Source organism: Alkalicoccus halolimnae (assembly GCF_008014775.2).
Taxonomy (GTDB): Bacteria; Bacillota; Bacilli; order Bacillales; family Salisediminibacteriaceae; genus Alkalicoccus; species Alkalicoccus halolimnae.
The window spans coordinates 2,723,948-2,738,401 of record NZ_CP144914.1 but is presented as its reverse complement, the minus strand read 5'-3'; the positions used below and the strand labels follow the sequence as shown (position 1 = coordinate 2,738,401).

Annotated in this window: 15 protein-coding genes and 2 other annotated features; of the genes, 12 read left to right on the top strand and 3 right to left on the bottom strand. The window is 45.9% G+C overall.

Translation table 11 applies throughout. From position 1 onward, the window contains the following. The gene (locus FTX54_RS12675; RefSeq protein ID WP_147803427.1) at window positions 1-366 is read right to left on the bottom strand and encodes a hypothetical protein; all 366 of its coding nucleotides are present in this window, start codon (window positions 364-366) and stop codon (window positions 1-3) included. Window positions 367-595: 229 nt separating this feature from the next. Then, window positions 596-712: a sequence feature (ribosomal protein L20 leader region), on the top strand. A gap of 78 nt (window positions 713-790) precedes the next feature. On the opposite strand from FTX54_RS12675, the gene infC reads away from it, so the two are divergent. The 5 genes from infC (at window position 791) to FTX54_RS12650 (ending at window position 2,881) form a co-directional block, all read left to right on the top strand. Continuing rightward, window positions 791-1,300 carry a translation initiation factor IF-3 gene (gene infC, locus FTX54_RS12670; protein ID WP_147803428.1) on the top strand — a complete coding sequence of 170 codons (510 nt, stop codon included), beginning with the start codon at window positions 791-793 and terminating at the stop codon, window positions 1,298-1,300. A gap of 72 nt (window positions 1,301-1,372) precedes the next feature. Further along, window positions 1,373-1,564: a 50S ribosomal protein L35 gene (gene rpmI, locus FTX54_RS12665; RefSeq protein ID WP_107583803.1), complete on the top strand. Its 192-nt coding sequence runs from the start codon at window positions 1,373-1,375 to the stop codon at window positions 1,562-1,564. Window positions 1,565-1,609: 45 nt separating this feature from the next. Continuing rightward, window positions 1,610-1,966, top strand: a complete 357-nt coding sequence (gene rplT / locus FTX54_RS12660) for a 50S ribosomal protein L20 (RefSeq protein ID WP_147803429.1) — start codon at window positions 1,610-1,612, stop codon at window positions 1,964-1,966. A gap of 81 nt (window positions 1,967-2,047) precedes the next feature. Next, window positions 2,048-2,296 carry a DUF1294 domain-containing protein gene (locus tag FTX54_RS12655; protein WP_187254508.1) on the top strand — a complete coding sequence of 83 codons (249 nt, stop codon included), beginning with the start codon at window positions 2,048-2,050 and terminating at the stop codon, window positions 2,294-2,296. 21 nt (window positions 2,297-2,317) lie between these two features. Next, window positions 2,318-2,881 (top strand): TVP38/TMEM64 family protein, encoded by a 564-nt coding sequence (locus FTX54_RS12650; protein ID WP_147803431.1) that lies wholly within the window; start codon window positions 2,318-2,320, stop codon window positions 2,879-2,881. Window positions 2,882-2,932: 51 nt separating this feature from the next. Here FTX54_RS12650 and FTX54_RS12645 read toward each other — a convergent pair whose 3' ends face one another. After that, window positions 2,933-3,337: a sigma-w pathway protein ysdB gene (locus FTX54_RS12645; protein ID WP_147803432.1), complete on the bottom strand. Its 405-nt coding sequence runs from the start codon at window positions 3,335-3,337 to the stop codon at window positions 2,933-2,935. Between the two features lie 154 nt (window positions 3,338-3,491). On the opposite strand from FTX54_RS12645, the gene FTX54_RS12640 reads away from it, so the two are divergent. The 7 genes from FTX54_RS12640 (at window position 3,492) to pheT (ending at window position 12,721) form a co-directional block, all read left to right on the top strand. Then, the gene (locus FTX54_RS12640) at window positions 3,492-3,992 is read left to right on the top strand and encodes a dUTP diphosphatase (protein ID WP_147803433.1); all 501 of its coding nucleotides are present in this window, start codon (window positions 3,492-3,494) and stop codon (window positions 3,990-3,992) included. Window positions 3,993-4,081: 89 nt separating this feature from the next. After that, on the top strand, window positions 4,082-5,161 hold the full coding sequence (locus FTX54_RS12635; protein ID WP_147803434.1) for a M42 family metallopeptidase: 1,080 nt from the start codon (window positions 4,082-4,084) through the stop codon (window positions 5,159-5,161). 781 nt (window positions 5,162-5,942) lie between these two features. Further along, window positions 5,943-6,482 (top strand): hypothetical protein, encoded by a 540-nt coding sequence (locus FTX54_RS12630; protein WP_147803435.1) that lies wholly within the window; start codon window positions 5,943-5,945, stop codon window positions 6,480-6,482. 530 nt (window positions 6,483-7,012) lie between these two features. After that, a complete protein-coding gene (locus tag FTX54_RS12625) occupies window positions 7,013-7,831 on the top strand; it encodes a YitT family protein (RefSeq protein WP_147803436.1) in 819 nt (272 codons plus the stop codon). A 28-nt stretch (window positions 7,832-7,859) separates the two neighbouring features. Further along, window positions 7,860-8,615: a TrmH family RNA methyltransferase gene (locus tag FTX54_RS12620; protein ID WP_147803437.1), complete on the top strand. Its 756-nt coding sequence runs from the start codon at window positions 7,860-7,862 to the stop codon at window positions 8,613-8,615. Between the two features lie 324 nt (window positions 8,616-8,939). Further along, window positions 8,940-9,168 (top strand) — a binding site (T-box leader). Window positions 9,169-9,216: 48 nt separating this feature from the next. Next, window positions 9,217-10,251 (top strand): phenylalanine--tRNA ligase subunit alpha, encoded by a 1,035-nt coding sequence (gene pheS, locus FTX54_RS12615; protein ID WP_147803438.1) that lies wholly within the window; start codon window positions 9,217-9,219, stop codon window positions 10,249-10,251. 55 nt (window positions 10,252-10,306) lie between these two features. Next, on the top strand, window positions 10,307-12,721 hold the full coding sequence (pheT, locus tag FTX54_RS12610; protein WP_147803439.1) for a phenylalanine--tRNA ligase subunit beta: 2,415 nt from the start codon (window positions 10,307-10,309) through the stop codon (window positions 12,719-12,721). Window positions 12,722-13,499: 778 nt separating this feature from the next. Here pheT and rnhC read toward each other — a convergent pair. Next, window positions 13,500-14,438 (bottom strand): ribonuclease HIII, encoded by a 939-nt coding sequence (gene rnhC, locus FTX54_RS12605; RefSeq protein WP_147803440.1) that lies wholly within the window; start codon window positions 14,436-14,438, stop codon window positions 13,500-13,502. Window positions 14,439-14,454: the final 16 nt, after the last annotated feature.

Genomic DNA, 14,454 nt, shown 5'->3' with positions numbered 1-14,454 from the left:
TCATTCTGAAGAAAGGGTATCATGCGCCTCGTTATCTTTTATAATACCCCAGGCAATAATGGCTAGGCCGGAAGCAGCAATAAGCAGACCGGACGCAGGACTTGTCCCGGGTTCTGAAATAGTTCTGATTAAAACAATTAAAACAAACACGGCCCCTCCACCAACAGAGAGAAAACCCCAGAATTTGTTAACACTATTTATTAAATAATAAGAGTTCAGCACCGGATAAGCAATCGCTGCCAGTAGAAACATTCCTTCCGAACTGAAACCGGATATATTCTCATAAGGAGTGCTGATCCAAGTGAAAGACAGGGAGGTAACAACAATTAAACCTCCAATATCTATAATTTTTTCCCCTTTCCTCATAAAGCCATCACCCTATCTGAACCTCATTGGAGAGTTTTCCCAATATTAACATATAATTGGGAATGTTTTAATCTTTGAGGAGCAGCCTTCCCTGCTGACGGGAGAAAGGGGTAATCCATTTCTGAACATGTTTTATTTTCAAGGCAGTCATTATAATAGAAGTTCAAGAAAACCTTTGACACAGGCAGGTGGATTTGGTATATTATATTGGTGAACATTATACGGAAATCAAAGCAAGAAGAAGCGCCCGCTTCTCACCTGATTCGCCAGGCAGCGTACAGGTTATCTTATTCGGCAACGATTACAGAAGTGTGGGCGGATTTTTCTCCCACGCTTTTTTTATTGGTTTATAAAACACACCAATAGTGGAAAATCTTGCTTTGCTCCGAAATAATCATGGAGGTGGCTCAATATTAGTAAGGATATGTTCGTTAACGAAAACATTCGTGCTCGCGAAGTCCGATTGATCGGCGCAGACGGCGACCAGATCGGTGTAAAATCTAAGCAGGAAGCGCTGGAAATGGCCCGCAGCGCAGAGCTTGACCTTGTTATGGTTGCACCTAACGCGAAGCCGCCCGTATGCCGCATCATGGATTACGGGAAGTACCGTTTTGAACAGCAGAAGAAAGAAAAAGAAGCCCGCAAGAAGCAGAAGATCATCAACCTTAAAGAAGTTCGACTCAGCCCGAACATTGAGGAGCATGACTTCAACACAAAGCTTCGAAATGCACGTAAATTCCTCACAAAAGGGGACAAAGTAAAAGCAGCGATCCGTTTCCGCGGACGTGCGATTACTCACTCTGAGCTTGGACGTGACGTACTTATGCGTCTTGCGAAAGAGTGTGAAGATGTTTCCAATATCGAGTCTAAGCCTAAAATGGAAGGGCGCAGCATGTTCCTTATTTTAGCGCCGAACGCCGACAACGAAAAATAGACCGGACTAACCATCCATTTTATTCACCTGCAACGACAACAACCATAATTTTGTACAGGAAGGATGTTCAACATGCCAAAGATGAAGACGCACAGTGGTGCATCAAAACGTTTCAAGAGAACTGGTACAGGCAAGCTTAAGCGCGGCCACGGCTTCACAAGCCACCTCGCAGCGAACAAATCCCAGAAGCAGAAGCGAAAGCTTCGTAAATCTTCTCTTGTAGCTAAAGGCGATCAGAAGCGCATCAACGACATGGTTCAATAAACAATAAACGGATATTATAAATAAAACATTTGAGGAGGGATTACGATGGCACGAGTAAAAGGCGGCTATACAGCACGTCGGCGTCGTAAAAGAGTATTAAAATTAGCAAAGGGTTATACAGGTTCTAAACACCGCCTGTTCCGTACAGCAAAAGACCAGGTTATGAAGTCCCACCTGTATGCTTATCGTGACCGCCGTCAGAAAAAACGTGATTTCCGCAAGCTCTGGATTACACGTATTAACGCGGCTGCACGTACGAACGGTCTTTCTTATAACCGTCTTATGCACGGTCTGAAAACAGCAGGAATCGACATGAATCGTAAGATGCTTGCTGATATCGCTATTCATGATGAAAAAGCGTTCGCTGATCTTGCTTCTAAAGCAAAAGAGAACCTTAAGTAATCATCAACGTTTCATGAGGGCAGCTTTTGAATGGTTTTTCATTCGAAGGCGCCCTTTTTTCATGCGAAGGAGGCGGCAGAAATGGTATTTATCTGGCTGGCTGTAAATGTTATCGGAAGTATTATTTTTTGGTTGGATAAACAGCGTGCCGTGAAAAGAAAGCGGCGTATTGCAGAAAAAACGCTGCTTCTCTGGGCTTTCATCGGTGCTGCCCCGGCCATGTTTGCCGTCTCGCGTACAATCCGCCATAAAACAAGAGTACGCAAATTCCAGATTTGCCTCCCTTTGTTTTCGGTACTGCAGCTGCTTGCAGGACTCGTGTTAATTTAGGCAGCCAGAAGGGAGAAACATATGGAATCTATCCAGAACGCTGTTTTTAATGCTATTGAGTATACAGGTTGGCTCGCTCCTATCCTGTTTATTCTTCTACATCTTTTAAGGCCGCTCCTGTTTCTTCCGGTGGTCCTTGTCTGCATGGCAGGAGGTTATTTCTTTGGATTCTGGGCCGGAACAGTGTATTCCATAATCGGCCTCACACTTATGAGTGCGGTGTTTTACTGGATTGTAAACCGTTTTCCCGGGTTTCAGCAGAGAGTGGCGAAGATGAAAAGAAAGGTTTTCCAGGATCGTGAAATGACTCTCGTTCAGGTTATGATCCTGCGCATGATGCCGTTTGTTCATTTTCATCTTCTCTCTCTTTATCTGATCGAAATGACCCAGAACTTCAGAAATTATATGTACTTTTCGACAGCTGGTATTATACTTCCTTCCATAATGTTTACCGGCTTTGGCCATATACTTATGGAACTTTCATGGGGATATGCGCTTATTATTATTGCCCTGCTGGGGCTGCTGTTTGTTTATATCGGCAGACGTGAAAAGGAAGAAGGGACACCCCTAGAAAAACAGGCCTGAGAACCAAAAAAAGAGGTATTTACAGGAATTAATCCGTAAATACCTCTTTTTTTATTTTCTCTGCTGTTCCAGTTTTTTCTTTATATCAGCAATAGGCTGACGCCATTCTATATCGGCCTTTGGATAGCGGACAATCAGTTCCTTTTCAATCGCATGAAAGTCCCGGCTTGTCATGCCGCGCAGTCTGTCCTGATCATCAGTAGAGAGAATGATAGTCGTGACTTCCACGGACTGGTCCGTCGTTCCGAGAAATTTTTCTCCTTCGAACATCGCTCCGCGGACAGTCAGGAAAATATTTTTGCGGACGTTATCCGTATCATCAAGAATATAAAAGTCTTCGCTGCGCTGGGCTCTCTCGAGACGGCGCCGCGGATCGGTAAAATATTTTATGAGGCTGTAAATAATAATACTTACAGCTATGAGAAGGAACAGGCGGAATAATAATACCGTAAACATAGTAATCTCTCCTTCTTTAGGACATCCGGTTTTTAGGATAGTTCCATCGTACAATGATACGAATCCCTCCGTAAAGAAAACTCTCTTTTATGTTACGATAGAGCAGTCGGAAAGTTTCATTCTGTCAAAAAGTAATCAAAATGGGGGAGAATAAATGAATCTGCGGGAATTGTTTGAAAAGCAGCAGCAGCTGGACAGTTATATTGAAAAAAAGCGCGGGGTCACGGGAAAAGAAGTATTTCAGGATAAGCTGCTAGCTTTTGTTGTTGAAACAGGAGAGCTGGCCAACGAAGTACGCAGTTTTAAATTCTGGAGCAGCAAAGAAGCTTCTGCATCACCTGTTATTCTGGAAGAATATGTAGACGGACTGCACTTTCTGCTGTCACTCGGAAACACTCTGGAATTCGTTCCGGAAACGGGAACAGTTGAAATAGAAACCGAAGAGGCCCCGGAACAGGAAAAAACAGAGGCCTTTCTTGAAATTAACGGGTACGTGGCACTGCTGAGAATGGAGCCTTCCCTGGAAAGCTACAGCGTCCTTTTTCAAGGCTATGTCGACCTTGCCGGACTGCTCGGATATACGTGGGAGGATGTACTCGCAGCCTATGAAGAAAAAAACAAAGAAAATTATTCTCGTCAGGATAATAATTATTAATTTCGATTTCCGAAAGAATTGAGAACAAAATAAAAAACAGGTATACTGACAATGGTACATAATAAAACGTTTACAGGAGGAGTATACAGATGGAAGATATGCTGAAAATGCTCAAAGAATTGACTGATGCAAACGGTATTCCAGGAAACGAAAGAGAACCCCGGGAAGTCATGAAACGTTACATCACACCATTTGCAGACGACGTGCAGACAGATCATCTTGGCAGTCTCATTGCGAAAAAGCAGGGCACAGCAGAAGACGGTCCAAAAATCATGGTCGCCGGACACCTCGATGAAATCGGGTTTATGGTAACAAATATAGACGACCGCGGATTTTTGAAGTTTCAGTGCGTCGGCGGCTGGTGGGAGCAGGTGATGCTTGCCCAGCGTGTAACTGTAATGACGAAAAACGGAAATGTTCCGGGAGTTGTCGGATCAAAACCTCCGCATATTCTTGCCCCGGAGGCACGTAAAAAAGCGGTCGACAAAAAAGAGATGTTTATTGACATCGGCGCTTCCAGTAAAGAAGAAGCAGCGGAATTCGGAGTTCGCCCGGGAGATTCTGTCGTTCCGGTATGTGACTTTACGGTAATGAAAAATGAAAAGTATCTGATGGCGAAAGCGTGGGACAATAGGATCGGCTGTGCTATTGCCATTGAAGTCCTGCGCCGTCTTAAAGATGAAAGTCATCCCAACACGGTATATGGCGTAGGAACAGTACAGGAGGAAGTCGGACTGCGCGGAGCACGGACTTCAGCCCATCATATTCAGCCGGATATCGGTTTTGGTGTGGATGTAGGCATTGCAGGCGATACGCCGGGAGTAACCGAAAAAGATGCACTTGCTAAAATGGGTGATGGTCCGCAGATTGTTATGTACGACGCCTCCATGGTCTCTCACAAAGGCCTGCGTGATTTTGTGACGGATACAGCAGACGAACACAGTATTCCTTATCAGTTTGATGCGATGCCGGGCGGAGGCACGGATTCCGGGTCTATTCACCTGACCGCGAACGGAGTACCGGCCTTGTCCATTACGATTGCGACTCGTTACATTCATACTCATGCGGCTATGCTTCACCGTGATGATTTCGAAAGTGCCGTTCAGCTTATTGTAGAAGTCATTAAAAAAATGGACCGTGACACAGTAAACCGTATTACGTTTGACTGATCATTTTCAGGTCCTGCCCATGGATTTTTACAGGAATAAGGATCATATATAAGCGATAACGATTTCTAAGGGCGGTATGACAGATGATGTCATGCCGCCCTTGACTATTAGTTCAGTTTTCCAGGGGAGGAGGAAAGCTCCGATTCTAAATTCCTGAGCCAATTTTTATACAGGCTCCAGTAAAGACAGCAGTACCTCAGCACTTTAAAGCAGACTCGAGCAACTCCGATTAATACATATAAAAAAGAGCCTCCTTCTTGATGAAGGAAAATAAATACTAATTATAGAAAAAGGTAATACACTTAGTTTTTCAGAGTATATTTGCATCAATTTCATAATTGCATTTATTAAGAAAATATTCGAACGCTATTTGTTTTTTGGTATCTGAAATTCGCATTTTAAAATTGATCGCAGGGAAAGGTGGCGACTCCCGGAGAATTGAACGGTCTGAAGATCCACTTTTGCGAAATCTTTTTTTCGCAAGGCTCTGGTAAAGCTGTTGTTGATAAATACAGAAAACTCCGCTTCGTTTTAATTTTCTAATACAGAAAGCCCGCTGGTCGAATCAAGAAGGTACCAGGGTAAAAGCCAGTGCCAAGGCGATTTTTCAAGACGCCTGCGGAAAAAGAAAGCGGGAAGATCCTCCCGGACGCAAGGGAAGCTGCGTGCTTTCTCCGCGGCAGGCGAAGAAAAAAGAGCTGCAGGCAATCCAATAACAACACGGAGCTTTAAAAGAGCCTATTTTTAAGGTAGCTTTCAGAAAAGAAGGTGGTTTGAATCAATGAGGCAGCAAAAAATTCAACTTAATAATAAACTTATTCTAACTTTGTTCCTTATATTGATAATGTCGTACATTTCTTTCGCAATCATTGAAACAAAAAATATAAGCTATGCCTCTGTAGAAGAAGCTTTTGATGAAATACTCGTTCGTGAAAACATTGAAAGAAAAGATATTACAGATAAAGCAGTCCGCATTAATGACGATGATGCTGTTATACTTTTCCGGGAGGGGGATCTTTTTGCATACTCTCATTTTGAGAAAGGATTTTTCGGATGGAAGACAGACTCATTCTCCATTGGGGAAAAATCAAATGGTCCATCGGGCACCTCAAATCTTATTAAAGGGTGGATACCGGATGACTATGTTTTCACGACAGAAAAAGTCCTCGTTAACGATAAGGAAGCAATGATACTGGAGCTTGATAAAAACAATCGAGCCTGGGTCCTTGTTGATTCTGAAAACGAACACCAAATGGATAATATAAATGTCCGGTTTATCGATGAGAATAGAAATGTTATTAACACGCTTAATAAATCCTGATCAAAGGAATTTCATTATAGAAGTCAATCCTGTAAAAATCGAATAAAGTAAACGGTCTCCGCTGCAGTCAGCCACTTTCTCCGGACTTATTTGAAGCTGATTTTTCGCGGGCTTGATGCGGGGAGCCGCTTATTTTTACCGTAAGCTGCAGGGGCCGGGGGCGGCTCGAGGGCGATAAAGAACGAGCTCCACTCCGCCCGACGGAAGGAAGGACGGAATTAGCAGAGGCCCGCCCTGCGCCCCCCATGGGAACGTAAGCGCCCGTTCATCGATTATCTACATTATTTTCATAAATCATAGATAAACCTATCTTACCGAGGGAGTTTGTGTAACTTACATGGATGTAGAGCAGGAGATGCATTCCCTTCTTTCAAGTAAGAATCAAGCTTATTGCTGAATGTTATAGAACTTATCGCTCTATGGTTCAGGAATCTCTGACCACCTTCACACCGGGGCTATTGACGAACCCGCTTCTACTTGCCTATAATGCATAGAGCTGTTTAACTAAGTGAAGGAAATGGGGTTTCTTTGTGAACTATTTCGTGAAATTAACTATAATCGTTCTTTCATCAATACTGCTCGGTTTCGCTTTTAACGTCTTTCTGCTTCCTCATGAAGTACTGACAGGCGGAGTGACCGGTATTGCGATGATTTTCGGTTTATTAACTCCCTTGAACACAGGAATATGGATTATCGTCCTGAACATTCCGGTTATTATTATCGGATGGATGAAGCTGGGAAAGGAATTTATTATAAACAGTATTATTTCAGTAGCCGTTACTTCTGTTTCGATGCTTTATATTCCTATCGTAATGGTAACGGAGGATGCCCTGCTTTCTTCTGTATGGGGCGGTATACTGACGGGTATCGGTATCGGACTGATCATCCGTTTTTACAGTTCTACAGGAGGTTTTGACGTTGTCGGGATTCTCCTTATTAAAAAATGGGACGTTCCGCTCGGCGGGTTGATCTTTGGACTTAACTCCATCGTTGTCCTCTTTTCCGGCTTTTTCTTCGGTTGGGAACTGGCACTTTATACGATGCTTTCCATTTATATTACTGGAATTGTCATTGACCGTATTCATACCCGTCACGTGAAGCTGAACCTGATGGTGGTAACGAGCAAAGGGGAAGAAGTACGGCAGGCATTTTTGGATAATCTCGTCCGCGGCGTAACAATTATCGACGGACAGGGAGCTTATTCCCGCGAAGAGAAAAAAGTGTTGTATACTGTAATTACACGCTACGAACTGGAAGTGATCCGCCAGATTATGAAAGATATTGACCCGTCGGCCTTTGTAAGTATCAGCCAGAGCATGCAGGTTATGGGGAATTTCCGGCGGGACTGACCGTGGTTACGAAAAAGGAGAATGCCGAATGGAAGTTATTTCATCAAGTCAAAATCCGCGTATTAAAGCCTGGAAAAAGCTCCAGAAAAAAAAGGAGCGGGACCGCTCAGGATTGTTCCTTATCGAAGGAGAACATTTAATAGAAGAAGCTTTAAAAGCTTCTCTTACCGTCAAGCAGATTATCTGTTCTGAAGGCAGAGGGATCCCAAGGGAGTGGACGGTGAGCGGGATTGAGGTAGTCGAGGTAACCGAGCAGGTGCTTGCAGATCTTGCGGAAACAGAAACCCCTCAGGGAATGATAGCTGTCTGTGTAAAGCCGCAGCTGAAAAACATCGTTTTCGACTCTGGCAAATACCTTCTTCTTGACCGCGTCCAGGATCCGGGAAACCTTGGAAGTCTGTTCCGGACTTCTGAAGCAGCGGGGATGACAGGTGTTATTTTAGGAGAAGGCTGTGCCGATCCCTTTAATCCAAAAGTGATCCGTGCCACTCAGGGAGCGCTGTTTCATATTCCGATACAGAGCATGGATCTTGAAGATGCTTTACAATACTGCCATGAAAGCGGAATACCGGTGTTTGGTACGAGCTTGAACGGCAGCACGTATTCTGCTATAGAACCTCAGGAATCGTTCGCTCTTCTTATGGGAAACGAAGGCAGCGGCGTTGACCCGGATCTGCTTGCAAAAACCGATCAAAATCTTTACATTCCGCTGCATGGAAAGTCAGAATCACTCAATGTCGGAGTGGCAGCCGGAATTCTCGTATACCATCTGAGCGGCCATTAAAGTAAAAGCTGGCCTGCAAAGCCTGATGTTGATAAATACAGAAAACTCCGCTTCGTTGTAATTTCCAATACAGCAAGCCTGCTCGTTGAATCAAGAAGATACCAAGGTAGAAACCAGTGCCAGGGCAGAGACGCCTGCGGAAACAAAGCGGGAAGGTCCTCCCGTACGACAGGGAAGGAGAGCTGAAGGCTTTCTCCGTGGCAGGCGGAGGAGCCGCAGGCACTCCGAAAACAACACGGAGCTTTAACAGAACCTATTTTTAAGGTAGTCTGAAAAATAATTTGAAATACCAGGGGAAACCTTATATAATATCTGCATATGAATACAAAGGCGAAGAAAGAACATAGTAGGCGGTATTATCTTTTATCAGGGAGGCTGTGTCCCGGACTGTAAGCACAGCTTAAAAGATGCGCTGAATTCACTCTGGAGCCGGTATGAGCTACTGAAACGCAGCTATACCCGGGAAAAGGTCCGTTATCCTTTACAACCAATGAAGTGAACGGGATATTTTCCCGTTAATAAGGGTGGTACCGCGAAGCTTTTCGTCCCTTTTGTACAGGGAAGAAAGGCTTTTTTTGATGAATAAAGGAGGCAGAAAAGCATGTTGGAGCGATTGCAGGAATTACATGACGAAGCAGTAACGAGAACAGCCCAGGCGGAAACGCTCAAGGAACTGCAGGAGGTGCGCGTAGCCTATCTTGGAAAAAAAGGACCGATTACAGAAGTAATGAAGAGCATGGGCAGGCTTTCCACAGAAGAACGGCCGGTTGTCGGACAGAAAGCAAACGAAGTCCGTGAATCTGTGCAGGCACTGATCGAAGAAAAAGAAAAAACTCTGGAAGAAGCGCAGGTACTGGAACAGCTGAAGCAGGAAAGCATCGATGTTTCCCTTCCCGGAAGACCGGTATCAAAAGGCAGCCGTCACCCGCTCACGTCCGTTGTGGAGCGGATTGAAGATGTCTTTATCGGCATGGGCTTTCAGGTAGCGGAAGGACCGGAAGTGGAAACCGACTACTATAATTTTGAATCATTGAATCTGCCGAAGCATCACCCGGCGCGGGATATGCAGGATACATTCTTTATTACCCCGGATCTGCTTCTTCGCACGCAGACGTCACCGGTGCAGACTCGTACGATGGAAAAACACGAAGGGCGCGGGCCGGTGAAAATCGTCTGCCCCGGAAAAGTTTACCGGCGTGATGAGGACGACGCGACTCATTCCCATCAATTTATGCAGATTGAAGGTCTGGTCGTGGATGAGGGAATCCGTATGAGCGACTTGAAAGGTATTTTTGAAGCATTCGTGAAAAGCTATTTTGGGGAAGACCGGGACATCCGTCTTCGTCCAAGCTTCTTTCCATTCACCGAACCGTCTGCCGAACTGGATATTTCCTGTGCTATGTGTGGAGGCAGAGGCTGCCGCACGTGTAAAGGGTCGGGCTGGATTGAAGTTCTTGGTGCAGGAATGGTACACCCGAATGTATTGGAGATGGGCGGATTTGATCCGGAGAAATACTCGGGCTTTGCGTTCGGAATGGGTGTGGAACGATTTGCGATGCTGAAATACGGGATAGACGATATTCGTCATTTTTATACGAATGATACCCGTTTTCTTGAGCAGTTTGCCCGCGAATAATTATCGAATCCATACTTTAACAGCAGAACGTAATTAGAAAAAGGAGGACCTAGTTTTGTTAATTTCTTATCAATGGCTGAATGAATATGTAGATATAGCAGATTTAAGCCCGGAGGAAGTCGCAGAAAAACTGACGCTTCACGGAGTGGAAGTGGATGCGGTAAAACATCTCGGGGAAGATGTTGAAATGCTCACTGTCGGGAAAGTGCTGGAATGTGTTCCACACCCTGACGCCGATAAACTTAAGATCTGTCACGTCGATGTTGGAGAAGACAAGCCTGTTCAGATCGTCTGCGGCGCTAAAAATGTTACTGAAGGCCAGTTTGTGGCAGTAGCACGAGTCGGAGGAAGACTGCCGGGCGGCATGAAAATTAAGCAGGCAAAACTGCGCGGACAGACATCGGAAGGGATGATCTGCTCCCTTCAGGAACTAGGTTTCGAAGGGAAAGTCGTACCTAAAAAATACAGCGAAGGCATCTTTGTTTTTCCGGAAGAAATGGTTCCTGGAATGGACGCAAAAGAACCGCTTGGACTTCTGGATACCGTGCTGGAACTCGATCTCACGCCGAATCGTTCGGATTGTCTGAGCGTGCTCGGAGCTGCTTACGAAATTGCAGCCGTTCTTGGCCGGGAAGTGCACGCTCCGGAACCGGCCGTCGTACCGGTAAAGGAAAAAGCCACTGATTATATCGAAGTAAACGTAGATGCTGCAGATGTTAATCCTTACTATGGTGCTACCGTGATCCGCGGCGTCAACATCGGAGAGTCGCCTCTATGGCTGCAGACAGCACTGATGGCTTCCGGGATCAGGCCTCTTAATAACGTCGTCGATATTACAAACTATGTGCTGCTTGAATACGGACAGCCGCTTCACTCATTCGACTATGATCGATTCGGTTCTAAGGAAGTACGAGTTAGACGAGCGGCAGACGGCGAGAAAATGGTGACGCTGGACGGAGCAGAACGAACGTTGTCAAACAGCCACCTCGTCATTACGAACGGTCAGGAGCCGGTCGCTCTCGCAGGGGTGATGGGCGGAGGAACATCGGAAGTGGAAGAAAACAGTGTCAATCTTCTCCTTGAAGCCGCCTATTTTGATCCGGCTGTCGTCCGTCAGGCCCAGCGTGAACTTGGTATCCGCAGCGATTCCAGTATACGTTTTGAGAAAGGCGTCGATCCAAATGGCGTAGAAGAAGCCGGGAAAAGAGCAGCTTCCTTAATTCAGCAGCTGGCAGGAGGAGAAGTACTTTCTTATACAGTCGCATACGATGAGCTGGATCGCAGTGAAAAAGAAATAGACATTTCTTTAGACCGGATCAACCGCTCCCTCGGCACGTCTCTTTCCACAGAAGATGTTACGGCCATTTTTAACAGGCTGCAGTTTTCTGCAAAAGAAAAGGACGGAACGTTTACGGTGAAAGTTCCGACACGCCGCCAGGACATTAAAATTGAAGCGGACATCGTTGAAGAAGTCGCCCGCCTTTATGGGTATGCGAATATTCCGGTTACGCTGCCGAATACTCCGTCTACACAGGGGGGACTTTCCGAAGAACAGAAGAAAAAACGAAAAATCCGCCGTTTTCTCGAGTCCGCTGGTCTTCACGAAGCAGTCAGCTATTCTCTGACGACAAAAGAAAAAGAAGCAGCTTTCTCTGAAGAAGGTTCCCGGAGGGTGGATGTGTCGCTTCCGATGAGTGAGGACCGCAGCAGCTTACGTACGACGCTGCTTCCCCATCTTCTTGATGCGCTGAGCCATAATAAAAACCGAAGCCTCTATAACGTTTCCCTTTATGAAATCGGTTCTGTCTTTCATACGGAAGAACAGGAAGTAACGGTTCAGCCGCAGGAAAAAACGCATGCTGCCGGCGTTTTTATGGGTCTCTGGGAAGAGCATGCCTGGCAGGGTGAGAAAAAAGCTTCCGACTTTTTCGTAGCTAAAGGAGTAGTGGAAGGTCTGCTTGCCGAGCTGAATGTCGAAGCTGCGTTTGTTAAGGCAGAAAAACCGGGACTTCATCCGGGAAGAACTGCTGCGGTTATTATTCAAGGGGAAACCATTGGTTATATCGGACAGCTGCATCCGCATACAGCAAAGCAGTGGTCTCTGCCGAAAACGTTTGTTTTCGAACTGAACCTCATGCCGCTTCTTGACAGGAAGGAAGAGGTAGTACGCTATCAGCCTATTCCGCGCTATCCGGCTGTTGACCGTGACATTGCGCTCGTTGTCGATCAGGAAGTGAGTGCTTCGAAGCTGGAGGAAGTTATTAAGGAAACCGGAGGAAGACTTCTCGTACGTACGAAGCTGTTTGATCTGTATGAAGGAGAAAACGTGCTTCCGGGCAAGAAGTCACTGGCTTTTTCTCTTCGCTACCTGGATCCTGAAAAAACACTGACAGAAGAAGAAGTAGCCGTAGTTCATCAAAAGGTGCTCGATGCACTGGAAGAAAAAACAGGGGCTGTTCTTCGGGCGTAGCTGATAATCCAGCGGCTGTTCGAAAAATCCTGTTTATAAAGAACAAACGGCATAGTGCAAAAAAGGCCTTCGTGACGGATACTGTCATGAAGGCCTTTTGCCGTTCAGCATATTTTTGATCTTTATAAGATGAACTTCATAATTCGTTTCCGCTTCTGTAACCGGCCGCTTTCGTTTCCATGGGGACGCTTTCCGGGCGGGCCGGTCTCAGCTAATCCCGTCCTCCCTGCGGTCGTGCGGGATGGATCTTCGACTCGGCCTTATTCGCCCTGGAGCCGCCCCACGTCCACTCCAGCGGCCTGTTCTGCTTTTCTGTTCTTCCTGTAAGAACAGTCTGCCGTCAAAAATGATAACACCTTTCTTTTTTTCGATGAAGAAAACCGCTCTCACGGTCATTTATTTTTCTATATAAATAGTAAGTTCAATTTATATACCTTGAAAATAGAGTATAGAAGCGATAAGCGTACGCTTTCGTTTCCACTGAGGCGCGGGGCCTGCCTCCGCTGATTTCCTATATGGACTTTGGTGGAGATATCCATCTCCCGGTCAGTCTGCAGCGGAGATCCTATACCTCATTCGTACTTTACGCTAATGATTTTATATTTTAAAATTGATTCGACTAAATAAATAGATACTTTTTAGGAACAGTACACGATAAGTGGCTGACCTGAGTAGGAGAGCCCGAATAGGGGTTGAGTGAACAGATTTCTGCTCACTCAGATCCTCTTCGGCTTAACCGAAAATCACGTAGGTCTGCCTTTAAAAACTTTAATCACTTCTACTTCGCAGCCCGCTGCGTGTTGGAGAAGTGCCATTTTACGGAACGGTAAAGGGCTTCTCTGCCGTGGCTGCGGTAAATTTCCCCGGCCGCTTCATCGACTCGCGGACCGGCACCTTTTGGAATAGGAACGCCAAGGGATGCACTTAACTTATCCATTTCCTGAAGAAAGGCGTAGCGGGCGAGAATGGAGCCGGCGGCTACAGAAGGGTGCAGACTTTCTGCTTTCGTAGCAAAGTAAATAGGAATCTCGGACGGCCATTTTTTACCGCTCTTGGCGAGGTAGGCAAAATAGCTTTCCGGTTTGACGAACTGATCGATTAATACCCCGTCAAAAGCATCTCCCTGATCACGAAGTTTCCCGATGACATTCTTAATTGCTTCATGATGAAGCATCGCTTTCATCTGCCCCTGATTCATTCCTTCCGCCTGGAGTTTATTATATTTTTCGTTGCGCAGCACCGTTAAACTGTACGTGCAGAGTTTTAACAGCTTCGGGGCAATTCGTTTAATATCAGGGTCGGTAATCGTTTTTGAGTCCCGGAGACCGAGTGATTCTGCTTCGAGCAGCTGGGCGGTGGATAAATGGGCTGCGACGACGGTCATCGGGCCGAAGTAATCGCCTGTTCCTGTTTCATCGCTGCCGATCAGCTGCGACTGGCTGATGTCTTTCGGTGGAGCATATTTATGCTGATCCACGGAAGTCTTCGATTTTCCTTTACCTGACCCGGAGCCCGTGCCGCCCCAGCGGGAAGCTTCCTGGTAACTGGCAGCTCCCTGGAATAAAACTTTCCCTGATTTATAAGCCGTTATGTGGCAGCCGTCGGTTTTTGCCGCAAATACAGCGCCCGGCGGCAGCTTGCTTACGGCGCCTTTTTTATAGTAGTTTTTGATCTTTTCCAACTGCTGCGGTCCTGCTTTAATTACCTGCTGGCTCATAAGTTCCTCCTGTCGA